We start from the raw sequence: 23,812 nt of genomic DNA on the forward strand, positions 1-23,812 counted from the left end.
TTGCGTCAGACGTGGATCGCAACCTTCAACGCTTCCAGGGCCGGCGCGGCGGCGATGCCGACTTCGGCGCACAGCTCCAGCACGCGCGGCACGTCGTTGCCATACACCAGAACCATTTGCAGTTCATCGTCGAGCAACTGGCTGAAATTCATCAGCACATAGCCTCCATTTTCCTTGTTCAGGCTGCTCATCTGGATCTGGATGCGATTGAGCGCCGTCAGGGCTTCGGTTTTCGCCAGTTGCTTGGGCTTGAGGTTGAAGGCCACACCGGGGCCGAACGAGGCAACGATCTGTTCGAACAGCTCTACATAAGTGTCGGCCTGGAACAACACAGTGTCCGGCAGGCTCCCGACCACCACCCACTCGCCCAATGGAATCGGGAAGCTGTCGTCGTAGTTGATGTCCGGGTTGGCAGCCAGAAAAGCCGCCGGATCGGCGTAGGCCTGGGCGGCTTCGTCAGCGATTTTCGCAACGTCCGCATCGCCCAGGCAGCCGGAGCTGATTTTGCTGATGAGTTCGACGAGTGCGGCTTTCATGGGGAAAATCCTGTGGCGATTGGGTTTTGAGGGCGCGCAGGATAGCGCATCACATTGATTGAGTCAGAAAGCTGTGACCTGGGAGCTTTTGTGGCGAGGGGATTTATCCCCGCTGGGCTGCAAAGCAGCCCCAAAAGATAGGGATCAACCCAACAACTTCTCCAACTGCGCCGTGGTATCCACCGCGCCCATGGTCCTGGCTGCATCCAGCGCCGAGACGCCGTTGGCATCCTTGGCCTTGGGGTCGGCGCCTTTGCTGATCAGGTAATCGACGATCTCCACACGATTGAACATCGCCGCCATCATCAACGCGGTGCGACCATCGAAGGACGAGCCTTCCACCTGCGCCCCGCCGTCTACCAGCGCGGTGACCACGGCCAGGTCGCCCTTGAACGCCGCACCGGCAATCGGGCTCTGGCCATTGTCATTGCGGATTTCCGGATCGGCCTTGTTTTCCAGCAATACCTTCACCGTCTCCACATGCCCGTGGTAAGCGGCCAGCATCAGCAAGGTGTCACCCTTGTGATTGCGCAGGTTGGGGGGCAAACCTTTGCTCAGCAAGGCGGCCATCATGGCGGCGTCACCCTGGCGTGCGACATTGAACACCTGTTCGGCAAACTCCGCAGCCTCTTCCGGGGTCATCTGGCGGCTTGTATCGGACATGGGAAACTCCACTTAAGTCTTCGCAAAGCGGCTAGTTTCCCGAGGGACTCCAGGCCTGTCATCCCTTTTTTCTCTGCACCGTGCATAGTCAGAATCAATAACGGTACTGTCCCTGCTGAATCTGCGCCGCCAGTTGCCGGTCGACCCGCACATAGGTCGCGGTGCCGGGCAGCCAGGCGTAGACCGGCTCATCGTCCGTGGCGCACGGGTCGAAGGCTTCGCTCTTGAGACGGTTTTTCTGGTACTTGAAGGTGCCGGTGGTGTCCATTTTTACCTTGATGCGCAAGAACAACGGCACCGCATAGGCGGGCAACTTGCACTGCAAAAATTGCAACAGCTCAGCAAAATCCAGGGTAGCCAGGGATTCGGACGGAGTAATCGCCGCCATGCCGGCGCGGCCATTGGTGCCATTGATTTCGACGCCATAAGCCACCGCCTCGGCGATTTGCGCGTGCTGTAGCAATACGTTTTCAACTTCCGTGGTGGAGACGTTCTCGCCCTTCCAGCGATAGGTATCACCGAGGCGATCAACGAACTGCCCATGGCCGAAGCCGATGTTGCGCAGCAGGTCACCGGTATTGAAGTAACGGTCACCAGGAACGAAGACATCCTTGAAGATGGTTTTTTCGGTCTTGGCCGGATCGGTGTAACCGTCCAGCGGCGCCTTGTCGTCAATGCGCGCCATCAGCAGGCCCGGTTCGCCCTTGGGCACTTTCTGCATCCGGCCTTGCAGGTTGCGCAACGGCGCCCCGCTGTCATGGTCGTACTGCACCAGTTCCCAGCCCATCAGGGAAAATCCGACGGTGTTGTCGAAATTCAGCACATTGGTGAAGCCGATATTGCCGTCGCTGGCCGCGTACAGCTCGCAGATATGGTCGACACCAAAACGCGTCTTGAAGGCCGACCATGCCCCGGGGCGCAAGCCGTTGCCGATCATCTTCCGGACCTCGTGCCGCCGGTCCTCGGCACTGGCGGGCTGGTCGACCAGGTAGCGACACAATTCACCGACATAGCCCAGGGTGGTAGCCCGGTAACGGCGAACGTCACTCCAGAACTGGCTGGCGCTGAACTTGCGCCGGATCGCAAACCCCGAGGCGCCGCAGATCGCCGCTCCCCAGCACACGCACAGGCCCGTGGCGTGGTACAGCGGCAGCGTGCAATACAAGACATCCGCGGGCTGCATGTCCAGGGCGATCAGGCCGAAACTGGTGGAAGTGCGCATCCAGCGCCCGTGGCGAAACACCCCGGCCTTGGGCAGCCCGGTAGTGCCCGAGGTGTAGAGATAAAAACATGGGTCGTTGAAAAAAACCTGCTGACTGCTGGCCGGGTTGTCGCCTGGATGGCTGGCGCTGCTGCTTATCAGGTCAAGGTAACCGGAAGGGGCGGCGGCGCCGTCCTGGTCGGCGACCCACCAGGTTCGGTGGCCGGACAGTGAGGTGCGGGCTCGCACGTCGTTGAAGGCCGCGACCCGTTCTGCCCCGACCACCACCGCGACAGGCGTGACCAACGCCAGGCTGTGCACCAGCGCGTCCCCGGTCTGCGAGGTGTTGACCATGGCGCTGACCGCACCGACCTTCGCCACCGCCAGCACCGTCACCAGCATCTCTGGCCGATTCTCGATGAAAATCGCCACGCAGTCGCCCTTGCCGATGCCCTGTGCCAACAGGTAATGAGCGATGCGATTGGCCTGTTCGTTGGCCTGCGCGTAACTCAATACCGTGTCGCCACACAACAACGCCGGCCCTTGGGGATTGCGCTGGGTGGCCTGTTCGAAACACCAGCCCAGGCCGCAAGGCTGGGTCGGGTCCTGGACGTTGGCGAGCTTCATGCCTTTGACGATACGGGGAATGGCCCTGGCAATAGTGGGTAGCTTGCGCAGCATCTTGCCCCAGGTAATGGCGTCGCTGGATGTACGACTCATGGTCACTCCCGTTCGACCTCGTGGGTCTGGGTTCTTGTTGTCGGGCTGGAGCTCAATTGCGCTCGAAATTACGCCAGCGATTCCGGCGCTGTACATGCGGTTTTTGCAATGTTTTGTATCCACCGTTCCGGACAGTCGGAGCATGAGCGCCAGAAATCCATTTGGTTCAACAAAAGATCAGCCGACCACGCAAAATGCAGGATGCACGATGGCCATTCATGCAAGTTGCACGAAAGCAAAAATAGGGGGAATTGTTAACTGATTGTTTTATAAGGATTTTTAATCAAGCCCAACGCTGGCACAGACACTGCAACTACCTCTCCACGGTTTGCCACCACCATGGAGCAGTCAAAATGAACATGATTCAAGAAAAGTTTGCGTCCCTCTTCTCCAACTACGAAGTGACCACTCAGGCCCGCCCGGATGGCGGTATCCTGCTGACCTTGCGCAACAGCGAAGGCAAACTGTTTAAACGCACAATTTCCTACGCCCAGTTGCACGCCGGGGACCAACTGTCCTGGGCAATCAGCGCAATCCGTCGCGACCTGGCGGAACAGGCCAGCGAGTTGCCGCAGATCGCCATGCTACAAAGCCAGCATCGTTTTGCGCTGCCGACCTATCACAGCGCCTGATCGTGTTGTGGGAGCGAGCTTGCTCGCTCCCACAGTCTTCTATCAAAAACGCGCAGGATCGATTCGGGCAAAACTGTCCACCGTGACATGCCCTTGCAGCTCACCGCCCTCGCGCGCCACTCCGCACGTAGCCATGCCGGCATCACGGGCCGCATCCAGCTCCTGAACGATGTCCGACAGAAACAGAATCTCCTCCGGGGCTACGCCCACCGCCGCGCTGATGCGCTGGTAGGACTGGACTTCCCGCTTGGGTCCCGATGTGGTGTCGAAATAACCACTGAACAACGGCGACAGATCGCCAGCCTCGGAACAGCCGAAAATCAGCTTCTGTGCCTGGATCGAGCCCGAGGAATAAACGAACAGCCGTAAACCTTGCTGATGCCAGCGCTGCAGTGCCTGCACCGCGTCCGGGTAAACGTGCCCTTTCAACTGCCCTGCCTGATACCCCTGCTCCCAGACCATGCCCTGCAACGCCTTGAGCGGCGTGGCCTTGCGGTCTTCGGCGATCCACTCCAGCAGGATCGCGATGACGCGCTCGATGTCAGCCCCCGGCTCACCATTGTCCTGACGCACCGCTGCCAATTGCTCGGCCACGTCGGCGCGGTTGGCATGCTGACGAACGAAATCCGGAAGATGCCTGGCGGCATAGGGAAACAACACATCGAACACGAAACTCACCGCACTGGTGGTGCCCTCGATGTCCGTGAGAATGGCTTTGATCGACACAGGCTCAGTCCTCCAGGCGCGGGAAACGGCTGGCGATGTCGTCGCCAGTGAACTTCGCGACCCAACCTTCCGGGTTGTTGAACAGGCGAATGGCAACGAAATGTGGATGCTCGCCCATGTCGAACCAGTGCGGCGTGCCCGCAGGCACCGAGATCAGGTCATTCTTTTCGCACAGTACGGCGTAGACGTAATCGTCGATGTGCAGGGTAAACAGGCCACGACCGGCGACGAAAAATCGTACTTCGTCTTCAGCATGGCGATGTTCATCGAGGAATTTGGCCCGCAGTTCGGCTTTTTGCGGGTGATCGCTGTTGAGGCTGATGACGTCGACCGTGACGTAGCCGCGCTCGGTCATCAACCGGTCGATCTGGGTCTTGTAGGCGGCAATCACTTCGTCCTGGCCGGCGCCTGGCTGGATTTTCGCCGCCGCTTCCCAGCGGTCGAAGCGAACACCTTTATCGGCCAGGGTCGCGGCGATGTCTTCGAAATGGGTCAGCACCTTGTTCGGAATGTCGGGGCTTGAGACGTGATAGACGGACAGGCTGCTCATGGTTAGGGCTCCAGCAAATTAACGGTTCAGGAGTGCGCGGGTCTTGAGCTCACACTCAAACAGGAACTCGAACGCTTCGATCTGGCGCAGGGCATCGTTCATGCTCGGCCCCCAGGTATACAGGCCATGCCCGCGAATCAGGTAGCCGACGCAATCGGGGTGAGCCTCGAGCCACGGCTGCACCTGGCCGGCCAGGCGCGCGATGTCCTGGTCGTTGTCGAAAATCGGCACGCGGACACAGGATTCGTGGGTCGACACACCGCTGAAGGCTTTTTGCAGTTCGTAGTCTTCAAAGTCGATGAAAGCCTGGTGGGTCAGGCGCGACAACACCGTGGCATTCACCGAATGGGTGTGCAGCACCGCGCCGATCTCCGGGCGCCAGCGATACAGCTGGGTGTGCAGCAGGGTTTCGGCGGAGGGTGTCTTGCCGCGCTCCAGGCTGTTGCCGTCCAGGTCGGTGGCGAGCACATCATCCAGGCCCAGTTGCCCCTTGTGCTTGCCGGACACGGTGAGCAAGGCCTGATCAGGGGCAAGCCGGGTCGAATAGTTGCTGCTGGTGGCCGGGGACCAGCCGCGGCCATACAAAAAACGCCCGGCATCGATGATTTCCCGGGCGAGCTGTTCACGGGTAAGGCTCATGGCCTGTCCTCTTGCATACGTGTGGCAATGATAACGGCTGCAGCGAAGGCTGCGAGGCTGGCGATGCTGAAAGTCCAACTGGCACCCAGGGCGTTCCAGCTGTAGCCGGAATACAACGCGCCCAACGCCCCGCCCATGCCAGCCAGGGCGGCGTACAACGCCTGGCCCTGGCCTTGCTGGCGTGGGCCGAAGCTACGTTGCACGAAATGGATGGCAGCTGCGTGAAAACTGCCGAAGGTCGCCGCGTGCAGCACCTGGGCAAACAACAGGACCCAGAGAAATTCGGCCAGTGAGCCCAGCAGCAGCCAACGCAACGCCGCCAGCAGGAAACTCACCAGCAGCACCCGACGCACGGAAAACCGCGCCAGGATCCGGCTCATCAGCAGGAAGATCAAGACTTCCGCGACCACGCCAATGGCCCAGAGCATACCGATCAACCCGCGACTGTAACCCAGGCCTTCCAGGTGCAGCGTCAGAAAGGTGTAATACGGCCCGTGACTGACCTGCATCAGCCCCACACATCCATAAAACGCCAGCACCCCGGGGTTGCGCAGTTGCCGCAGAAAACCTTCCCCCGCGACTCGCGGCCCCTGTGTCGGCTGGGCATTGGGGACCCAGAAGCTGGCGAGCACGATGCCGCCCATGATCAACACCAGCGCCACCGGGTAAATGTCCAGGCTCAACCATTCGAACAGCCGGCCAAGCGCAACCACGGTAATGATGAAGCCGATGGAGCCCCACAGGCGGATCTGGCTGTAGCGCGAAGTTTGCCCGCTCAAGTGGGCCAGGGTAATGACTTCGAACTGCGGCAACACCGCGTGCCAGAAGAACGCGTGCAGCGCCATGACCAGCGCCAGCCAGGCGTAGCTCTGGTCGATGAAGATCAGCGAGAACGTCAGCAGCGTGCAAATGGCGCCAAAACGCACGATCGCCAGGCGCTGACCGGTGTAATCCCCCAGCCAGCCCCAGATATTCGGTGCCACACAGCGCATCAGCATGGGGATCGCCACCAGCTCGCCGATGCGCGCCGCGTTGAACCCCAGGTGATCGAAATACAACGCCAAAAACGGCGCCGTCGAACCGAGCAGCGCGAAATAGAACAGATAGAAACTGGAGAGCCGCCAGTACGGCAGAGCCGCCATGGTCGTCAGGCCACGGCGGTCGGCAGGTCAGCCATCAAAGCTGGCCCAGCACCGGGGTGCTGACTCGAACATCGGCGTTCTGGCCACGATGACGCAGCAGGTGGTCCATCAGCACGATCGCCATCATCGCCTCGGCGATTGGCGTGGCGCGGATGCCGACGCACGGGTCATGACGGCCCTTGGTGATGACGTCCACCGGGTTGCCATGGATGTCGATGGAGCGCCCCGGCGTGGTGATGCTGGAGGTTGGCTTCAATGCCAGGTGCGCCACGATCGGCTGGCCCGAGGAAATGCCACCGAGGATGCCGCCAGCATTGTTGCTGAGGAAACCTTGCGGGGTCAGTTCGTCGCGGTGCTCGGTGCCACGCTGGGCGACACAAGCGAAACCGGCGCCGATTTCCACACCCTTCACCGCGTTGATGCTCATCAGCGCGTGGGCCAGTTCGGCGTCGAGCCGGTCGAAAATCGGCTCGCCCAGGCCCGGCATCACACCTTCGGCCACCACGGTGATCTTCGCGCCGACCGAATCCTGGTCGCGACGCAATTGGTCCATGTAGGCCTCAAGGGCCGGCACCTTGTCCGGGTCGGGGCAGAAGAAGGCATTCTGTTCCACCGACTCCCAGGTCTTGAACGGGATTTCGATGGGACCCAACTGACTCATATAGCCACGAATCACGATGCCCTGGCTGGCCAGGTACTTCTTGGCAATCGCGCCGGCCGCCACACGCATGGCGGTTTCCCGGGCCGAACTGCGGCCGCCGCCACGGTAGTCGCGCTCGCCGTATTTATGGTGGTAGGTGTAGTCGGCGTGGGCCGGGCGGAACAGATCCTTGATGGCCGAGTAGTCCTTGGACTTCTGGTCGGTGTTGCGGATCAGCAGGCCAATGGCGCAGCCGGTGGTGCGTCCTTCGAACACGCCGGAGAGGATTTCGACTTCATCGGCTTCCTGGCGCTGGGTGGTGTGGCGGCTGGTGCCCGGCTTGCGCCGGTCCAGGTCACGCTGCAGATCGTCCAGGGAAATCTCCAGGCCCGGCGGACAGCCGTCGACAATGGCGACCAACGCCGGGCCATGGCTTTCGCCCGCGGTGGTAACGGTGAACAGCTTGCCGTAGGTATTGCCGGACATGCAGGGTGCTCCGTGAAAAACGCTGAGAGACTCAACCTTGGATTCGTAGTGGGCGCCAGTATACGCAGGCTCCCCGACGAGTTCATCCTCGAACCTTATCGATGCCTGTCAGTCCAACCGGCACCTTCGTAACTAATGGCGTGATGATGTTAAAACTGCTTGCCTTGAGCCTTGCGCTGTTGACCGGCCTGCTTTCCAGCCTGGCCCAGGCCACCGTCCTGCAACGACCGATCAGCCTCGACACCGGCAACGGCGAGCTTTTCGGCTCGCTGCTGTTACCCAAATCCGACGCACCGGTGCCGGTTGTCCTGATCATTTCCGGGTCGGGTCCTACCGACCGTGACGGAAACAACCCCGACGGCGGGCGCAACGATAGCCTCAAGCGCCTGGCCTGGGTGCTGGCCAAGCACAACATCGCCAGCGTGCGCTATGACAAACGCGGGGTGGCCGCCAGCCTTGCGGCGACCCCGGACGAACGCAACCTGAGCGTCGAAGCCTACGTGGCCGACGCCGTGGCCTGGAGCCGCAAACTGGCTGCCGATCCGCGAATGGGTCCGTTGATCCTGTTGGGTCATAGCGAAGGCGCGTTGATCGCCAGTCTCGCCGCGCCCCAGGCCAATGCAGCTGCGGTCATCTCGCTGTCCGGCAGTGCCCGGCCGATCGACCAGGTGCTGCGTCAACAACTGAGCAGCCGCCTCCCTCCCCCCCTGATGGTGCGCGCCAATGAGCTGCTGGACAGCCTCAAGGCCGGTCGGCTCGACCCGAACGTGCCGCCGCAACTGCAGGTCATCTTTCGCCCTAGCGTGCAGCCCTACCTGATATCGCTGTTCCGCCAGACGCCGGCCCAGGCTTTCGCGGCGCTGAAGATGCCAGCGTTGATTATCCAGGGCAGCCATGACATTCAAGTCAGCGTCGATGACGCCAGGCAGTTGCAAGCCGCCAAACCCGACGCCGAGCTGGCGCTGATCAAGGGCATGAACCATGTCATGCGCATCGTCCCCAACGACATGGAGCGGCAATTGGCCTCCTACAAAAATCCAAACCTGCCCCTGGCGGCCGAACTGGGTACGCACATTCTGGGTTTTATTAGCTCATTACCCGCTCGATAAGCGGTTTTTCCCCTCCAGTCCTGGCAAAAACGGCCGATAGACCGGTGTCGGACAGCGCCATGGCTGCCGACGGGCCGGCCTGGACAGGATTTTGCCGTTATGACTGACACTCAAACTTCACCCGACACCCCCGCCGAAACGCCCGCCGCTCCAGTGGCGGAGCTGCCTTGGGCGGATGTGCAGGCCGAGCACCATAAAATGCTCCGGCTGGCACCGCTCAAGACCGACCGTGCCACGGGTGCGCGGCCGCTGCGGTTTGTCGAATTCAGCTATGCCGAGCGCCACAGCAAGGAGCGCAGTTTGCTGCGCATGAGCATCCAGTTGCCAGGCCAGCGGGTGCGCAAGGAACAGAATCACCTGGACGTCTGGGCCGACCACGTCGATAAACGCCTGTATTTTTCCCCGGACAGCTTGCAGGTCGAGCCGCTGAACCGTGGCATTGGCCGCTTCCTCGCCGCACAGGGCATTACCTGGGCCAAGAAGCGCTGGTCGAGCTACCGGGTCGATGGCAGCGACCTGAATAACAAGGACGCGCTGAACGAAGACACCCGCCTGCGCCGCGACCACTTCCTGAAAGCCCATGGTTTCGAAGTGGTCTACGCCGACGCCCAGCACCTCAAAGGCAGCGTCAAGCCAGCCCAGGTTGGCAATCTGCTGGGGGACTGGAACACCGAAAAACTGCAGTTCGTGGAAATTCTCGAAGCCGCGCAGATGCTCCAGCAAGCCGAGCAGAACCTAGCGGAGCAGGAAGTCAAACTCAAGCAGCAGGAAGAAAAGGTCGCCAAGTTCAAACGCGAAGACAACGGCCTGCGTTTCACCATCACCTGCCTGGTGGCATTTGCCATGTTCCAGGCCGGGTTGTTGATCTGGATTGCGACGCGTAGCTAAGACTGAACACCGCCTAACCCCTGTGGGAGCGAGCCTGCTCGCGATGGCGTCGTGTCAGCAGTCTTCAAACTGACTGACACCCCCTCATCGCGAGCAGGCTCGCTCCCACAGGTTTGCATCCTCGGTGACAGACCCGGGCTCGCCCGTCAGATCAATTGTCGTCAAACCCGCGAAGCAAACAACGCCTGATGCTGACGGCACTGTTCGGCGCTGAGCATGAACACACCATGCCCGCCGCGTTCGAAGTCCAGCCAGGCAAAATCGACTTCCGGATACAACGCCTCGACGTGGACCTGGCTGTTGCCCACCTCGACAATCAACAAACCCTTCTCGGTCAGATGGTCGGCGGCCTCGGCCAGCATCCGGCGTACCAGGTTCAAGCCATCATCGCCACAGGCCAGGCCCAGCTCCGGCTCGTGCTGATACTCCTGGGGCATGTCGGCGAAATCTTCGGCATCGACATAGGGCGGGTTGGACACGATCAGGTCGAAACGCTGGCCCGGCAAGCCCTCGAAACCATCCCCCTGGACAGTGAACACGCGCTCGTCGACGCCGTGACGCTCGATGTTCTGGTTGGCCACTTCCAACGCTTCGAACGACAGGTCAGCCAGCACCACCTCCGCCTCCGGGAATTCGAAAGCGCACGCGATGCCGATGCAGCCGGAACCGGTGCAGAGGTCGAGAATCCGTGCCGGCTCCTGACCCAGCCAGGGCGCAAAACGGTTTTCGATCAGTTCACCAATGGGCGAGCGTGGAATGAGCACGCGCTCGTCGACGATGAAAGACATTCCGCAGAACCAGGCTTCACCCAGCAGGTAGGCCGCCGGGATGCGTTCGGCGATGCGTCGGCGCAGCAGGCGTTGCACATGGACCAGCTCTTCATCTTCGAGACGGCAGTCCAGGTAGCTATCGGCAATCTCCCACGGCAGATGCAACGCGCCCAACACCAGTTGCCGGGCTTCATCCCACGCATTGTCGGTGCCATGGCCGAAAAACAGATCCTCTCCATGGAAACGACTGACGGCCCAACGTATATGGTCGCGCAGGGTACGGAGGCGGGAAGTGATCACGGCGGCAAACTCCAGAAAAAACGACTGGCGAGTCTACCAGCCAAACACTCCCCTCACCAAAGCACGCCTCAAACACACCTCAAACACGCACGAAAAAGGACGGGGCAGATGTAGGATTTATCCGTTTTTCGCGCTGACTATTGAACAAGACAGACATCTTGACAAGGCTGTAGGCCAGCAACGACGGCCCTTGCGATGGAAGCGATTCACAGAACCGCTCAGCCAGAGGAGAATGTCGCAAAAGCCCCACTCGAAGGAGCCCCAGAATGTCCGTTCCAAAAACGATGTTTCAACTCAGCGGTCGCGGTTACGCGGCGGCCAATCTGAGTCAAGCGACGCTGATCATCATCGATGCCCAGAAAGAATACCTCGCCGGCCCCCTGGCGTTGAGTGGCATGGATGCGGCGGTCGCGAACATCAAGCAATTGCTCGGCGCGGCCCGTGCTGCCGGCCGGCCGATCGTGCATGTGCGTCACCTGGGCACCCATGGCGGGCTGTTCGACCCACAGGGCGAACGCGGGGAGTTCATTAGCGGCCTGGAACCCCAGGGCGACGAAACCGTGGTGGAAAAACTGCTGCCCAGCGCATTTCACGGCACCGAACTGAAAAAGCGCCTGGAGGACCTCGGCCCCCTGGACCTGATCGTTTGCGGTTTCATGAGCCATTCCAGCGTCAGCACCACCGTACGTGCCGCCAAGAACCTGGGCTTTCGTTGCACCTTGGTCGAAGACGCCTGCGCCACTCGCGATCTGCCGCACAAGGGCGGAGTCCTGAGCGCCGAACACGTGCACCAGACCGAAATGGCGATCATGGCGGACAACTTCGCCACCCTGGCCCTGACCCGCGATTTCATCTGACACCCCTTCGATAAGCGGCCCGTTGCGCCGCTTATCCGCAAAAGCCTCTCATTTGCCGCAATTGCCGTAGTGTCAGGAACAACCCGAACATCTTCCGGTCGAAGGGCCGATACCCATTGAGGAAGGTCGGAATGAAGTTATCCGATGGTTTTGACGCACGTCGCTTGCGGCCCAAAGGCCCGAGCAACTGGCGCTTGCGTTTCGGTGCCGCGCTCGCGGCGCTCCTGGCAACGCTCGGTGTACTGCTGTCGATGGCGGGCGCCGCCAGCCTGCTGGGTCGCCCGCCCGCCCTGGGCGAGTTGAACGCAACCCCGCTCGGCTCAACGATCATTCTGGTGATCGGCTTGCTGGTACTGCTGTTGGGCGTGTGGCTGTGGCGTCTTTGCCGCCGTCGGGCCCGCCAATCCCTGGAGCTGGCCATGGCTCCTCACTTGATGAAAAAGCACGACTGACCCGCCGCCCGACGTTTTGTCGCGCCGGATCCCGCAGGAGTTGGGTAAACTGGCCGGCCTTCGCGGAGGCTGACATGCAAGACGACGACTTTTCCCTGTTCAAAAGTGCGATCCAGGGCGTTAAACCGATCAAGCACGACCGTGCCGAAACCGGCAAACCCAAGGCGGATCGCGCACAAATCGCCAAGCTGCGCCAGGCCGCCACGGTGCGCACCGACGCCACCACCGTGGATGGCTTGTCCGACCAGTTCGTGATCGACGTAGGTCCTGAAGACGAGCTGATGTGGGCTCGCGACGGCGTTCAGGAAAGCCAGATGCGCAAGCTGAAGGTTGGCCAGATTCCCTTCGAAGGCAGCCTCGACCTGCACGGCATGACCGTGGAAAAGGCCCGGGAAACCCTCTGGGCCTTCTTGGCCGAAGCCACCAAATTCGAAATCCGCTGCGTGCGCGTCACCCACGGCAAGGCCGTGCGGCTGGACGGCAAGCGGCCGATGATCAAGAGCCACGTCAACACCTGGCTGCGCCAGCACCCGCAAGTGCTGGGCTTCACCTCCTGCCAGGCGAAACACGGTGGCGCCGGGGCGGTGTACGTGATGCTCAAGCGCACCATGATGGAAGGCCGCGACGAGTAGCACCCGATTGCCGAGCTTGCAGCGCCGTGTCCGCCACCGTACCCTTGCCCTTTGCGTAAAATCCCACAGGTAGTTTCATGTCTCTGGAACAGAATTACACCGCGATTCTCGGCCAACTGGGCGAGGACGTTTCCCGCGAGGGCCTGCTCGACACGCCCAAGCGCGCTGCCAAGGCCATGCAGTACCTCTGCCGCGGTTACGAACAGACCCTCGAAGAAGTCACCAACGGTGCCTTGTTCAGCTCCGACAACAGCGAAATGGTGCTGGTCAAGGACATCGAGTTGTACTCGCTGTGCGAGCACCATTTGCTGCCCTTCATCGGCAAGGCCCATGTGGCCTACATTCCGAGTGGCAAGGTGCTGGGGCTTTCGAAAGTCGCACGCATCGTCGACATGTACGCACGTCGCCTGCAGATCCAGGAAAACCTCAGCCGCCAGATCGCCGACGCGGTCCAGCAGGTGACCGGTGCCCTGGGCGTGGCGGTGGTGATCGAAGCCAAGCACATGTGCATGATGATGCGCGGTGTGGAAAAGCAGAACTCCTCGATGATCACCTCGGTGATGCTTGGCGAGTTCCGCGAAAACGCCGCGACCCGCAGCGAGTTCCTCAGCCTGATCAAGTAACCCCCCGCATGAAAAAAACCGGCATTGATCGCCGGTTTTTTTTCGCCCGTGAAAAATCAGGTAAGCTGCGCGCCCTCTTCTTCCCTGTCGTGAGGCTTAATACCGTGATCGTCAAAGCGCTGCGAGTTGGCCTGGGCCAGCTGATTATTTTCATCGACTTCATCACCCGCCCCGGCAAGAAGCAACGTCCGGCCGAAGCCCAGGCGCAAGTCAATCAGGCCGCCCGCAGCCTGACGCTCTATCAGTTCCACGCCTGCCCGTTCTGCGTGAAGACCCGCCGCACCCTGCACCGCCTCAACGTGCCGGTGGCCTTGCGGGATGCAAAAAACAACGAGCAGGATCGCCAGACGCTGCTGGAGCAAGGCGGCAAGATCAAAGTACCGTGCCTGCGCATCGAAGAGAACGGCGAGACCACCTGGATGTATGAGTCCAAGGTGATCATTGATTATCTGGATAAGCGGTTTGCGGCAGTCTGATAGTTTTATGGTGTATTTGCGGGCCCTATCGCAAGCAGGCTCGCTCCCACAATGGAACTGTGGATAACTGGGTTTTGTGATCGACTCTGAACCCTGTGGGAGCGAGCCTGCTCGCGATGGGGCCAGTCCAGTCACCACATAAGTCAGGCTGCTTTTACCGCCAAAGCCTCCCGCACCACCCCCGCCAACCGCTTAAGCCCCTCATCCAGCCGCGCCGGCTCAATGTGGCTGAAGTTCAACCGCAGGTGCCCCGGATGCTTGTCCGGCTCGGGAAAGAACGGCTCTCCCGGCATGAACGCGACGTCGGCAGCCAGCGCGGCGTCGAGCAAGGTGCGGGTGTCCAGCGGTTGCTTGAGGGTCAGCCAGAAAAACAGCCCGCCCTGAGGCACATTCCAATGCGCGATATCGGAAAAATGTGTTTGCAGCGCCGCCTGGAACCGGTCGCGACGATCCCGGTAAAAATCCCTCAACTCGCTCAAATGGCTTTGGTACTGCTCGGTGCCGATCCATTGCAATGCCTGCCACTGACCGATGCGATTGGTGTGCAGGTCCGCCGACTGCTTGAGCCGCAGCAGGTGTGAGAACAGATCCGGGCTGGCGATCAGGTAACCCACACGTAGCCCGGGCAACAGGGTTTTCGACACAGTGCCGGTGTAGATCCAGCTGGCTTTCTTCAAGCGACTGACAATCGGCGTGGCGCTGCCGCCGTCGAAGGTCAGCTCGCGGTAGGGCTCGTCTTCCACCAAGGTCACGCCGAACTCATCCAGCAGCGCCGCCACGGCATCGCGCTTGGCCTCGCTGTAGCGCACCGCCGAAGGGTTCTGGAAGGTGGGAATCAGGTAGATGAACGCGGGGCGATACTGTTCCAGTCGGGCTCGCAACTGTTTCAGATCAGGCCCATCGGCCTCCAGGGGCACCGTGATGCAGTCGGCGCCAAACAGCTGGAAAATCTGCAGCGCGGCCAGGTAGGTCGGCGCTTCCAGCATGACTTGAGTGCCGACATCGATGTGCAGCTTGGCCGCCAGGTCGAGGGTTTGCTGGGAGCCGCTGACCACCAGCACCTGACTGGCTTCACACGCCAGGCCCAATGACCGCGCCTGTGCCGCCAGGGCTTCGCGCAAGGCCGGTTCACCTTCGCTCATGCCGTATTGGCCCATGGACACCGGCATGGCCGCCCATTCGACTTTCGGCAGCATGGCTTCGGCCGGCAGGCCACCGGCGAACGACATCACTTCAGGACGCTGCGCGGCGGCGAGGATTTCTCGAATCAAAGAACTTTTGAGGCGCGAGACACGTTCGGAAAAAGCCATGGGGGTCACCTGTAGCGGGTCACTGGAAAAATGAGTCAAACTGGTTGACCGAAATTACTCCGACCTCTCTGGATACGTCAACATGCTTGACCTTAAAAACCCGGCCTCCCAGCAAATGGCCATGGAAGCGTTCTTCTTCGGTTACCAGGCGTTTACCGCCAAGGCCGATGAAATGCTTGAGCGTCGCGGGCTGAGCCGGGTGCATCAGCGCATCGTTTTTTTTATCGCCCGCTACCCATCCCTGAGCGTGAAGGAATTGCTGACGCTGCTTGGCGTGAGCAAACAGGCGTTGAACATGCCGTTGCGGCAGTTGATGGAAATGCACCTGGTGAACAGCGTCGCCTCCGAGACGGACAAGCGTAAGCGGCTGCTGGAACTGACGGCCGAGGGCGAGCGCTTCGAACAGGCGTTGCGGCGTGAGCAGGTGAAATTGCTCGAGCGGGTGTTTGCCGAGGCTGGGGAGGAAGCGGTGAATGGGTGGTTGGCGGTGAACCTGGCACTGGGCAAGGCCTAGGCTCAGATTGGCTTTGCCTGGACTGGCGCTATCGCGAGCAAGCTCGCTCCCACAGTTGGAGTGTGGTGAGCACATAATTTGTGTTTGCCGGCGTTCCCCTGTGGGAGCGAGCTTGCTCGCGATAGCGCCCGCATGGGCGATATATCCCTATCGCCAGACATTTCGTCGACAACACAGAAAACATTATTTGCTTTATTTGTATACAAAAGCATAATTCGCTTCGTGCGAGTTCTTGACCATAGGGTCAAAAAACCTCGCCAGCCTTACCTGCCTCAAAGCAACGCCGCCACCCTCAGGGGGCGGGCGTGCTGGAAATAACAATAAAACTCTTGAGGAGTACTCGCTGTGGAAAGCCGCAAACCCGAAGCCCGGACGCTGGACCTCTCGCCGCCACTACGCACTGGTTGGCTGGAGCGCATCTTCAAACTCAGCTTGCATGGCACCACGGTGAAGACCGAGCTGATTGCCGGTCTGACGACCTTCATCACCATGGCTTACATCATCTTCGTCAACCCCAACATCATGGCCGACGCCGGCATCGATCACGGCGCCGCATTCGTCGCGACCTGCATCGCCGCCGCCCTGGGTTGCCTGTTGATGGGCCTGTACGCCAACTGGCCGGTGGGCCTGGCACCGGGCATGGGCCTGAACGCGTTTTTCACCTACACCGTGGTCGGCACCATGGGCTACAACTGGGAAACCGCATTGGGCGCGGTGTTTGTTTCCGGGGTGCTATTCATGTTCCTGACCCTGTCGCGGGTGCGTGAGTGGCTGCTCAACAGCATTCCGGTGAGCCTGCGTTATGCCATGGGTGCGGGAGTCGGGTTGTTCCTCGGACTAATCGGCCTGAAGACCGCCGGCATCGTCGTGGACAGCCCCGCTACCCTGATCAAGCTCGGCTCCCTGCACGAGCCCGGCCCGTTACTGGCTGCGGTGTGTTTCCTGATGATCGCCGTGCTCAGCTATCACCGCGTGTTCGGCGCGATCCTGATCAGCATCATCGCCGTGACCCTGGCCGGTTGGGGCCTGGGACTGGTGCAATACAACGGGGTCATGTCGACGCCTCCGAGCCTGGCGCCCACCTGGATGGCGATGGATGTGGTCGGCGTATTCAACGTCAGCATGATCAGCGTAGTGCTGGCCTTCCTGTTCGTGCACATGTTCGACACCGCCGGCACCCTGATGGGCGTTGCCCAGCGTGCCGGGCTGGTCAAACCTGATGGCAAGATCGAGAACCTGTCCAAGGCCTTGAAAGCCGACAGCGCCTCTAGCGTGTTCGGCGCCATGGTCGGCGTGCCGCCGGTGACCAGCTATGTGGAAAGCGCCGCCGGTGTCGCGGCTGGTGGCCGTACAGGGCTTACCGCCGTGACGGTCGGTGTGCTATTTATTGCCGCGATGTTCTTCGCACCCCTGGCCGGGATGATCCCCGCCTACGCTACCGCGGGGGCCTTGATCTATGTCGCCATGCTGATGATGGGGGGCATGGCCCACATCGAATGGGACGAAGCGACCGACAGCATCCCGGCCATCGTCACGGCCATCATGATGCCCCTGACCTTTTCGGTCGCCGACGGTATTGCGCTGGGCTTCATCACCTATGTGGTGCTTAAGGCCGGCACGGGTAAACACAAGGAAATTTCTGTCAGTCTGTGGGTGCTCTGCGCGATCTTCATCGCCAAGTTCATCTTCTTGTAGGCGGGATTATTCATCAGCCTCACCCCGTCGGGTGAGGCGTTCTTGCATCAGGAGCAAAGCAATGAATCTGGAAACCTGGCTGTTGTTCAGCGGCGCCGCTCTGGTGGTGATCCTCATCCCCGGCCCACTGTCGTTGCTGATGATCGGCAACAGCCTGAACTATGGCCTGCGCCGTTCGTATCCGGCGTTTCTGGGTGGCGTGATCGCCTCGATTTGCCTGCTGAGCGCATCGGCGCTGGGCCTCGGCGCACTGTTGTTGGCGTCAGAGCAACTGTTCAGCGCCCTGAAGATGGTCGGCGCGTTGTATCTGTTTTACCTGGCCTGGCAGAGCTGGCAGCAATCGCGCCAGCCGTCCCAGGGTGCCGAAGTGCCCCAAGCCGCCGCCATCCCGCGCTTTCGCGCCCTGTTCGGCCGGGCATTCGTGCTGGGTGCCAGCAATCCCAAGGACATTCTGTTCTTCGCCGCTTTCCTGCCGCAGTTCTTGAGCGCCGAACAACCGTTCCTGCCGCAACTGCTGATCATGATCGCCACCTGGACCGTTCTTGACCTGCTCTGCAAGCTGGCTTACGGCCTCGGCGCCCACGGCGCGGCGCGATATCTGCGAACGGGTAAAGGCCAGAGTTGGTTCAACCGCATCAGCGCAGGACTCTTTGGCGGTGCGGGCGCGGCCTCTTTGATGTCGACTCACTGAGTCCCTGACTTTGCGAAACAGCCTCATCTTTTACTCGAGGCTTTCGCAAAACGTAGAAACAACCCATCGATATACACCCCGCCAGGAAGCATCTTACATATAGGGCCACTCAATCATCGTTGAACAAGGACGTTCACAATGGCCCAGATTTTCCAGCCCGGCCCGGTGCCCGACGACTATGCCGTAGTCATTACCGACTTAGGCGTGCCTACAAATAAGCACACCATCGAAACACTCGATTTCAAGACTGCCGATGGGACGCAGCTGAGTTCGGAGCACAAACATAGACAAGCCCAACTCGAAATCGTCGATAAACTTTACGGCCCGCTGCACATCGGTTCCGTGACTGTCACCCGTTCAGCCCTGGATGCGTTAGGCGCAACCACCGATGGACAGCCGCTGAACGGCGACAATACTTTTTTCCGCAGCCTCAATCGTTTTTTCGTGAACTCGTTACAGTTCAACGCAAACAATATTGAAACCCGGCTCAAACTAACCGCCGACGCAAACGACTATCGGCTGCCCACGTTGCTGTTTGAAATGGCGAGCCAGCGCTCACCCGCCGCGCCCCCATTATTGAGGCAAACGCCTGAAACACAGGCCGAACCCGCCAGCCATCGGAGAACACTGGAAAAACTCCTGAAATCGGCCCAAAGGCTCGCTATACAAGGGCTTAGCCATAGAGCATTCAGTTGGGCAAATACAACCAAGAGCAATATCCTCATCCCTACAGGGCTTGGACTTCAGGCCTTCGGAATCTATAGCGGTCTGCGCGGCCTGCAAGACGCCATCCGTAACAAGGACTCCTACCAGACCATTTTCAATGGGACCAGCGTGGCCGCCGAAGTCGCTTCAATCGGTGTCGAAGCTGCGGTGACCAGACAAGCCTCTCAGATGATCAGGGCCGGCCAACGCTCCCTCGAGGGCTTTGCCAAAACGACCTTTGCCACGCGCCTCGCCCGTGGAAGTGGGCTGATTGCCAGCGTCCTGACACTTCCTTTCGATATCATTGCTGCGGTTGATTCTTTCAAGGCGGCTGCCCACGCCACTGGCAAAGAAGCCACCGACCACTATGTCAGCGCAGCCTTGAGCGTCACCAGCGCCGCGATGACCTTAACCATTGGCATAGCGGCGCTGGCGGGATTTGGTTCAGCCGGTCCAGTGGGCCTTGCCGCCGGACTTATCCTGGTGGTTGGCTCACAAATCTGGGGCGCGGTTCGTCAAGTCGATGACATCGACGACTATATAGAACTCACCGTGCACGAGCGTCTGCGCACCGGTTGGTTGGCCTTCTGGGCAATGGGCCCTGATAAAGATATCCAGGATCGCTACACCATCGCCAAGGCTACCGCCGAACATACAAAGCTGCTGCAGGCCAATGCCTCGCACTTGCTCAAAGGCCCACTGAAAGACAGCACTGAGGCAATCGTAAACGGTACATTCACCGTGGAGCTTGAACCGGTGCCCTACAACACTTGGAACTGGTGGACCGGTGCCAGGTACCGGGCGACAACAGTCCGCCCGAAGATCAAAGACAACGACGACCGGATCGATGCGCGTAAAGGCGTTACGGCTCAGACGCCCGGCGCAGTCATTGAAACGTCGGCCGAACATAAAGCTATCCATTGGTACATCGGCGGCGGCAACGACATCGTTGAAGGCGTCGAAAACAAGCCAAACGTCTTTCACTACGGGGCGGGCGTTAAAAAACTGACCGGGGGCACAAAAGACGACGTGTTTATCTTTGAAGGCTCCACGGAAACCCTCAGTGAAACGTCAGCAAATAACCTGGTGGGTGGCTTGGGCAACGACACCCTGGTGTTGGCGGGCCGTAGCAGCAGTCATCAGGAGCCGCGTCTGGGTTACCAGGTCGACCTGGACGTCGGGCAAGTGTCCATCATCACTCAAAAAAGTCATGACACGCAGAGCAAGCGTCATCGCCACGCGGACCTTGAAAGCATTGAAAACGTAGAAATTCCCGAGGGCGGTGCCAACATCATCAAGGGGACAGCCGGCCCAAACATCATCAAGTCCCGCGGCAACGATTCAATCGACGCCGGCGCGGGAGATGACCGAATTTTCATTCTCAATGGAAATAACCGCAACGCAGACGGCGGACCGGGTGAGGATATCTATGCCATCGCTCATAAAACCGGCCACGTTTCCATCACCGAAGATGGTGTGGACAACAGCGTCATCGCGCTGGACTGGAGAGCTGACCTGATTGAAAGCTGGCGAATTGAAGACGGCCATCTGGTCATTACTTCATGCTTTGATGCAAGCGACCGGGAGTTTCGCAAAGTCACCATCAGGGAAGTCTATGAAGACTCTGCTTTTCCAAGAGCCTTACAAAACAACAGACTGACGTTCATCACCCAGGATGGCTACCATTTGGTGCCCGACCTGCCCGACACGATCGAATCCAGCAGCCCGCTCGACATTGAAACAGTTGTGGTGCAGCCAGGCACACCCCACAACCCGGCTATCCTGCCTGATCGAAGCGAGCAGCCGATCAGCCATGACAAAGACACCAGCTACTATGTTTCACATCTCAATGAACTGACCACACTCAAGGTCAAACAAAAAAGCGAATTTTCCACCACCCTTCATCTGGACTACGCCAACGCCGAGCTGACCCGTATCGAGGCCTACTACAAGGCTCATGTCACTCAGAAAGATGAAGGGGACAGCATCAAATATGGCGAATGCGGCCTGACCTTGCACTTTGGTGTTCGCCAAGTCGTACTGAAAAATCTGGCAAGTTCCGATGAGCGCTATAGCGCGCAAAACGCAAAGACCGGTCGGCGTGCATTTTCCGCCCTCGGTTCGCATCATACTTTTATCCTCACCCTGAACGACGGCTCGTCGTACCGCCTGGTCCAACCCTCGCCCGACTATGGCCTGTTGCTGGACGAAACATTCATAGGTAAAGATCCGGTGGCATGGAAAACAGACGTTCCATTGCCATTGACGCCTACCAAAAAGAAATACGCCTATCTACAACCCTTGGACAAAAAACCTTATTACATGCGCAGTTGGGCAACCTGCGCCCTGCTGACATCGCCCACGGAACAAACGGGTATCGAAGTCCTGATTGGCGAAGGCGCCACCTACCTGGTTCACCTGAGCCCGAACATGACGTTACGCCTGTCCACGCCAGGTGCATTGGCCGGCGCCAATCCTCGGTTACCCCGTGCCTCCCTATGGGAGTTGGATGCCACGCGCCTGGGCCAAGTCGAGATAAAACTGTCCTCCAACCTGCTGCAAATAGGTGGAACCACCATCCATCTTCCCGTCTATGCAGCTGAAGACCTTGTCGACCCGATACGAGTCATCACTGCACAAGGTGTTGTTCATGCTGTCGACAGCCTGTTTGAGCGGGTTTATGTAGAAGCGCTTGATGGCCGGTATTTTGCCCCGCTCACCGACCCCAACATCCCATTGCCCAGCGAACTGTCGAGCCTGACATCCGAAGAACTGAAGGTTCTTCACGTTGCTGTCAAAGATGGGTCTCCCGGCACACTGAGCTACAACCTCAGAACCCGTAAATGGATCCTTGACACCGATAAGTCCCGAGTCATTGAGGCGGCGAACCTGAGAAAAACAGACCTGTGTGACCACGCCCTCAAGATCTATCAGGATCTGGCCCGCGAGGGGCTCAATCAGACGCCGCCCCTGGGTGATGACACACTTCGTCTGTTGCGGGAAAAATGCGTGGAGCTGATAGAAGGCTTCACTTTGGACAACTCAGTGATGTTTGCGCGGGCGTTAGCGCTGAGCGCGGTCTTCGGCATAAGGCTCTCGCAATTGAGCTGGTTCCTCTCATTGGCTGAGGCGTCTCCCGAACCTACCTGACCTTGAGGAACGTCTTCGACGGTTTCTTTCACACGCCATACATATGTAGTGCACCTGTCTGCTGGTTTTCCACGAACATCCTGGAACCCAGGGCCTGTCAGCCTCCGGCTCTACGACAGGCCATTAGCTTGATACCTACTTGAATCATCAATATTCAAACTCAAGAGCAGACATTTTCAATGAGTCCAAGACGAAACACCCGACCCACGCTTACCAAATCGTCCCCTGATACGCCTCACTCCAGTCGCGACACGTCACTGGACACAATGCTCGGCAATCCCCTGAGAGGCGCAGAAACCGATCAGGCGTCCGGCTCGCCAACCGGACGCCAAACTGAAGCGACTGAATCGCAGCGCCCGACCGTTCAGGTATCCGAAATCGCATCCGCGACAGCCATCAGTGATGGCTCCCTGTCGGTATCGCTGGACAATTATTACCTTTCCCCTGAGCTGGTCCCCCTGTTATCGGAGCCAGACGCAACCTCTGGGATCCGCACGTTCAAGACACGCACCTACGTTGAGCTTGCAGAGGGAGGGACGGTGCTGCTTGGTCGCGACTCCGAACAGAACTACAGAGCCCGATCAGGCACTGAACTTGTTGCCTCCGGACCACGCCTGGAACAAGTGGAGGGCAGCCTCCTATGGCGTCGACTTGCACACCGTGAGACGCAGCAGGGTGACTTCAATCTCCCGCCTACACGGGCATTCAGGAAAAACTGGGGGGTTGACCCAAGATTCACGCTGTCCGAATTGATCACCATAAACAATGTTCACTATAAGGTGGTGACACGTTCCGACGCGCGAGAATCCCCGATCACCTACATTCAATCACCCGCTCATCCCATCTATGATTTTGACCTGCTGGAAGCCACCCTCAGGCATATGCCTGACGAGCAACCCCGAGGCGCAATACAAGTTCCGCCGGACAACCATTGGGAAATTGACGCCAGGCTACCCTTTGAAAAAACACTGACGGCCTACGTCAGGGATTTTTTTCCAGAAGTCACGACCGTCACCCTGGAAAATATCGCAAGAAGGCAATTTGAACTCAGCAATGATTCGCCGTTCGCCGACTCTGCGGGTTTGACCGCACTCCGGCAGATTTACAGCAGTTGGGAAAACGCGACCCACTCGCCACATCCGCAATGGTCCGATCCACTGTTGATGCTTCCGATTCTTCCAACCTCTTCGGCGTCCCGAGGCGCTGCCCGCTCGATAGCCTTGCCTAACCCCTCCTCTACAGGAATATTGAATCGGTTGGATTTTGATCCCCTGCGGTTCCAGCGACAGTGGCTTCTTTATCTGACGTCGTACTCGCCAGTGGAATTCAAACGCTTTATGGCCGCCCTTCTGACACGTAATGGCTATACAGTCATTGAGCCCAACTCTTTCAACAGCTTTCCCGCTTTGGTATTTCGCCGCACAGGGCATGACTATGTATTTTTCATGAGCCTGCACCGCACCAGAATTCCGAAGATTTCCCTCCCCATGTATATGGATCCCAAGACAGCCGAGCTGCGCCTGGAAACCCAGGTTGGCGGAGTCGCTGCGAAAGCCGTCAACGATGCCCACAGTGCCAATAAAATCATCTGGCTCAAGGGCGGTACTGAAATCCGTCCCGGCGTTGCAGACACGATTTTTATCATCCGGGATGACAATTCCAGGCTGTAAATACACGGCTCAAAAAAAAGCCCGCAGTGTGAGCG

Annotated in this window: 23 protein-coding genes; 13 read left to right on the top strand and 10 right to left on the bottom strand. The window is 59.4% G+C overall.

The window, feature by feature from the left end:
- Nucleotides 1–5 precede the first annotated feature (5 nt).
- The 3 genes from QOM08_RS20660 to QOM08_RS20670 all read right to left on the bottom strand — a co-directional run bounded on the left by QOM08_RS20660 (nt 6) and on the right by QOM08_RS20670 (nt 3,120).
- On the bottom strand, nt 6–536 hold the full coding sequence (locus tag QOM08_RS20660) for a hypothetical protein (RefSeq protein WP_076383801.1): 531 nt from the start codon (nt 534–536) through the stop codon (nt 6–8).
- Nucleotides 537–680: 144 nt separating this feature from the next.
- Nucleotides 681–1,199, bottom strand: a complete 519-nt coding sequence (locus QOM08_RS20665; protein ID WP_047229617.1) for an ankyrin repeat domain-containing protein — start codon at nt 1,197–1,199, stop codon at nt 681–683.
- A gap of 94 nt (nt 1,200–1,293) precedes the next feature.
- Nucleotides 1,294–3,120 (bottom strand): long-chain-acyl-CoA synthetase, encoded by a 1,827-nt coding sequence (locus tag QOM08_RS20670; RefSeq protein ID WP_316912064.1) that lies wholly within the window; start codon nt 3,118–3,120, stop codon nt 1,294–1,296.
- A 353-nt stretch (nt 3,121–3,473) separates the two neighbouring features.
- Between QOM08_RS20670 and QOM08_RS20675 the strand changes: the two genes are divergently transcribed.
- The gene (locus QOM08_RS20675) at nt 3,474–3,752 is read left to right on the top strand and encodes a DUF3509 domain-containing protein (RefSeq protein WP_042732342.1); all 279 of its coding nucleotides are present in this window, start codon (nt 3,474–3,476) and stop codon (nt 3,750–3,752) included.
- Nucleotides 3,753–3,794: 42 nt separating this feature from the next.
- Here the strand turns inward: QOM08_RS20675 and mtnC are convergent, their stop codons facing one another.
- Genes mtnC through aroC form a run of 5 tightly spaced genes read right to left on the bottom strand, consistent with a single transcriptional unit; the run spans nt 3,795 to nt 7,935 of the window.
- Complete coding sequence (gene mtnC, locus QOM08_RS20680; protein ID WP_316912065.1) at nt 3,795–4,478, bottom strand: acireductone synthase; 684 nt, start codon at nt 4,476–4,478, stop codon at nt 3,795–3,797.
- A gap of 4 nt (nt 4,479–4,482) precedes the next feature.
- Nucleotides 4,483–5,028, bottom strand: coding sequence for a 1,2-dihydroxy-3-keto-5-methylthiopentene dioxygenase (locus tag QOM08_RS20685; protein ID WP_139049419.1), 546 nt, complete (start codon nt 5,026–5,028; stop codon nt 4,483–4,485).
- Nucleotides 5,029–5,046: 18 nt separating this feature from the next.
- A complete protein-coding gene (locus QOM08_RS20690; protein ID WP_107321768.1) occupies nt 5,047–5,667 on the bottom strand; it encodes a methylthioribulose 1-phosphate dehydratase in 621 nt (206 codons plus the stop codon).
- Nucleotides 5,664–6,809 carry an MFS transporter gene (locus tag QOM08_RS20695; protein WP_047229622.1) on the bottom strand — a complete coding sequence of 382 codons (1,146 nt, stop codon included), beginning with the start codon at nt 6,807–6,809 and terminating at the stop codon, nt 5,664–5,666. The genes QOM08_RS20690 and QOM08_RS20695 overlap by 4 nt, the downstream gene beginning before the upstream one ends.
- Nucleotides 6,810–6,843: 34 nt before the next feature.
- Complete coding sequence (gene aroC / locus QOM08_RS20700; RefSeq protein ID WP_288913108.1) at nt 6,844–7,935, bottom strand: chorismate synthase; 1,092 nt, start codon at nt 7,933–7,935, stop codon at nt 6,844–6,846.
- Nucleotides 7,936–8,078: 143 nt separating this feature from the next.
- On the opposite strand from aroC, the gene QOM08_RS20705 reads away from it, so the two are divergent.
- Both QOM08_RS20705 and QOM08_RS20710 read left to right on the top strand, forming a co-directional pair.
- Entirely contained in the window at nt 8,079–9,044 is a 966-nt protein-coding gene (locus QOM08_RS20705; RefSeq protein ID WP_047229659.1) for an alpha/beta hydrolase, read from the top strand.
- Nucleotides 9,045–9,143: 99 nt separating this feature from the next.
- Nucleotides 9,144–9,932, top strand: a complete 789-nt coding sequence (locus QOM08_RS20710; RefSeq protein ID WP_047229624.1) for a hypothetical protein — start codon at nt 9,144–9,146, stop codon at nt 9,930–9,932.
- 161 nt (nt 9,933–10,093) lie between these two features.
- On the opposite strand, the gene prmB is transcribed toward QOM08_RS20710, so the two are convergent.
- The gene (gene prmB, locus QOM08_RS20715; protein ID WP_047229625.1) at nt 10,094–11,002 is read right to left on the bottom strand and encodes a 50S ribosomal protein L3 N(5)-glutamine methyltransferase; all 909 of its coding nucleotides are present in this window, start codon (nt 11,000–11,002) and stop codon (nt 10,094–10,096) included.
- A 266-nt stretch (nt 11,003–11,268) separates the two neighbouring features.
- On the opposite strand from prmB, the gene QOM08_RS20720 reads away from it, so the two are divergent.
- The 5 genes from QOM08_RS20720 (at nt 11,269) to QOM08_RS20740 (ending at nt 14,042) form a co-directional block, all read left to right on the top strand.
- Nucleotides 11,269–11,859, top strand: coding sequence for a cysteine hydrolase family protein (locus QOM08_RS20720; RefSeq protein ID WP_047229626.1), 591 nt, complete (start codon nt 11,269–11,271; stop codon nt 11,857–11,859).
- Nucleotides 11,860–11,990: 131 nt separating this feature from the next.
- Nucleotides 11,991–12,311 carry a hypothetical protein gene (locus tag QOM08_RS20725; protein ID WP_047229627.1) on the top strand — a complete coding sequence of 107 codons (321 nt, stop codon included), beginning with the start codon at nt 11,991–11,993 and terminating at the stop codon, nt 12,309–12,311.
- A 74-nt stretch (nt 12,312–12,385) separates the two neighbouring features.
- Nucleotides 12,386–12,943 carry a Smr/MutS family protein gene (locus QOM08_RS20730; RefSeq protein ID WP_025214971.1) on the top strand — a complete coding sequence of 186 codons (558 nt, stop codon included), beginning with the start codon at nt 12,386–12,388 and terminating at the stop codon, nt 12,941–12,943.
- Between the two features lie 77 nt (nt 12,944–13,020).
- Nucleotides 13,021–13,566 carry a GTP cyclohydrolase I FolE gene (folE, locus tag QOM08_RS20735; protein WP_003204506.1) on the top strand — a complete coding sequence of 182 codons (546 nt, stop codon included), beginning with the start codon at nt 13,021–13,023 and terminating at the stop codon, nt 13,564–13,566.
- Nucleotides 13,567–13,670: 104 nt separating this feature from the next.
- A complete protein-coding gene (locus QOM08_RS20740; RefSeq protein ID WP_047229660.1) occupies nt 13,671–14,042 on the top strand; it encodes a glutathione S-transferase N-terminal domain-containing protein in 372 nt (123 codons plus the stop codon).
- Nucleotides 14,043–14,185: 143 nt separating this feature from the next.
- Here the strand turns inward: QOM08_RS20740 and QOM08_RS20745 are convergent, their stop codons facing one another.
- Nucleotides 14,186–15,352, bottom strand: coding sequence for a PLP-dependent aminotransferase family protein (locus tag QOM08_RS20745; protein WP_316912066.1), 1,167 nt, complete (start codon nt 15,350–15,352; stop codon nt 14,186–14,188).
- 82 nt (nt 15,353–15,434) lie between these two features.
- On the opposite strand from QOM08_RS20745, the gene QOM08_RS20750 reads away from it, so the two are divergent.
- The 5 genes from QOM08_RS20750 to QOM08_RS20770 all read left to right on the top strand — a co-directional run bounded on the left by QOM08_RS20750 (nt 15,435) and on the right by QOM08_RS20770 (nt 23,777).
- Nucleotides 15,435–15,866, top strand: a complete 432-nt coding sequence (locus tag QOM08_RS20750; protein WP_274091337.1) for a MarR family winged helix-turn-helix transcriptional regulator — start codon at nt 15,435–15,437, stop codon at nt 15,864–15,866.
- 345 nt (nt 15,867–16,211) lie between these two features.
- A complete protein-coding gene (locus QOM08_RS20755; RefSeq protein ID WP_076383799.1) occupies nt 16,212–17,561 on the top strand; it encodes an NCS2 family permease in 1,350 nt (449 codons plus the stop codon).
- A gap of 61 nt (nt 17,562–17,622) precedes the next feature.
- Nucleotides 17,623–18,252 carry a LysE family translocator gene (locus QOM08_RS20760; RefSeq protein ID WP_047229631.1) on the top strand — a complete coding sequence of 210 codons (630 nt, stop codon included), beginning with the start codon at nt 17,623–17,625 and terminating at the stop codon, nt 18,250–18,252.
- Nucleotides 18,253–18,390: 138 nt separating this feature from the next.
- A complete protein-coding gene (locus tag QOM08_RS20765; protein ID WP_316912067.1) occupies nt 18,391–22,107 on the top strand; it encodes a calcium-binding protein in 3,717 nt (1,238 codons plus the stop codon).
- Between the two features lie 266 nt (nt 22,108–22,373).
- Nucleotides 22,374–23,777: a hypothetical protein gene (locus tag QOM08_RS20770; RefSeq protein ID WP_281459928.1), complete on the top strand. Its 1,404-nt coding sequence runs from the start codon at nt 22,374–22,376 to the stop codon at nt 23,775–23,777.
- Nucleotides 23,778–23,812 lie beyond the last annotated feature (35 nt).

Origin of the sequence: Pseudomonas sp. P105, from assembly GCF_032614175.1 — a bacterium.
Lineage (GTDB): Bacteria > Pseudomonadota > Gammaproteobacteria > Pseudomonadales > Pseudomonadaceae > Aquipseudomonas > Aquipseudomonas rhizophila.

Coding starts and splice junctions, on each gene's coding strand:
- QOM08_RS20760 (WP_047229631.1), top strand. CDS start 17,623: ATGAATCTGGAAACCTGGCTGTTGTTCAGCGGCGCCGCTCTGGTGGTG.
- QOM08_RS20670 (WP_316912064.1), bottom strand. CDS start 3,120: ATGAGTCGTACATCCAGCGACGCCATTACCTGGGGCAAGATGCTGCGC.
- QOM08_RS20675 (WP_042732342.1), top strand. CDS start 3,474: ATGAACATGATTCAAGAAAAGTTTGCGTCCCTCTTCTCCAACTACGAA.
- QOM08_RS20765 (WP_316912067.1), top strand. CDS start 18,391: ATGGCCCAGATTTTCCAGCCCGGCCCGGTGCCCGACGACTATGCCGTA.
- QOM08_RS20725 (WP_047229627.1), top strand. CDS start 11,991: ATGAAGTTATCCGATGGTTTTGACGCACGTCGCTTGCGGCCCAAAGGC.
- QOM08_RS20685 (WP_139049419.1), bottom strand. CDS start 5,028: ATGAGCAGCCTGTCCGTCTATCACGTCTCAAGCCCCGACATTCCGAAC.
- QOM08_RS20695 (WP_047229622.1), bottom strand. CDS start 6,809: ATGGCGGCTCTGCCGTACTGGCGGCTCTCCAGTTTCTATCTGTTCTAT.
- QOM08_RS20660 (WP_076383801.1), bottom strand. CDS start 536: ATGAAAGCCGCACTCGTCGAACTCATCAGCAAAATCAGCTCCGGCTGC.
- QOM08_RS20720 (WP_047229626.1), top strand. CDS start 11,269: ATGTCCGTTCCAAAAACGATGTTTCAACTCAGCGGTCGCGGTTACGCG.
- QOM08_RS20750 (WP_274091337.1), top strand. CDS start 15,435: ATGCTTGACCTTAAAAACCCGGCCTCCCAGCAAATGGCCATGGAAGCG.
- QOM08_RS20770 (WP_281459928.1), top strand. CDS start 22,374: ATGCTCGGCAATCCCCTGAGAGGCGCAGAAACCGATCAGGCGTCCGGC.
- QOM08_RS20710 (WP_047229624.1), top strand. CDS start 9,144: ATGACTGACACTCAAACTTCACCCGACACCCCCGCCGAAACGCCCGCC.
- QOM08_RS20730 (WP_025214971.1), top strand. CDS start 12,386: ATGCAAGACGACGACTTTTCCCTGTTCAAAAGTGCGATCCAGGGCGTT.
- folE (WP_003204506.1), top strand. CDS start 13,021: ATGTCTCTGGAACAGAATTACACCGCGATTCTCGGCCAACTGGGCGAG.
- aroC (WP_288913108.1), bottom strand. CDS start 7,935: ATGTCCGGCAATACCTACGGCAAGCTGTTCACCGTTACCACCGCGGGC.
- QOM08_RS20745 (WP_316912066.1), bottom strand. CDS start 15,352: ATGGCTTTTTCCGAACGTGTCTCGCGCCTCAAAAGTTCTTTGATTCGA.
- QOM08_RS20690 (WP_107321768.1), bottom strand. CDS start 5,667: ATGAGCCTTACCCGTGAACAGCTCGCCCGGGAAATCATCGATGCCGGG.
- QOM08_RS20665 (WP_047229617.1), bottom strand. CDS start 1,199: ATGTCCGATACAAGCCGCCAGATGACCCCGGAAGAGGCTGCGGAGTTT.
- QOM08_RS20705 (WP_047229659.1), top strand. CDS start 8,079: ATGATGTTAAAACTGCTTGCCTTGAGCCTTGCGCTGTTGACCGGCCTG.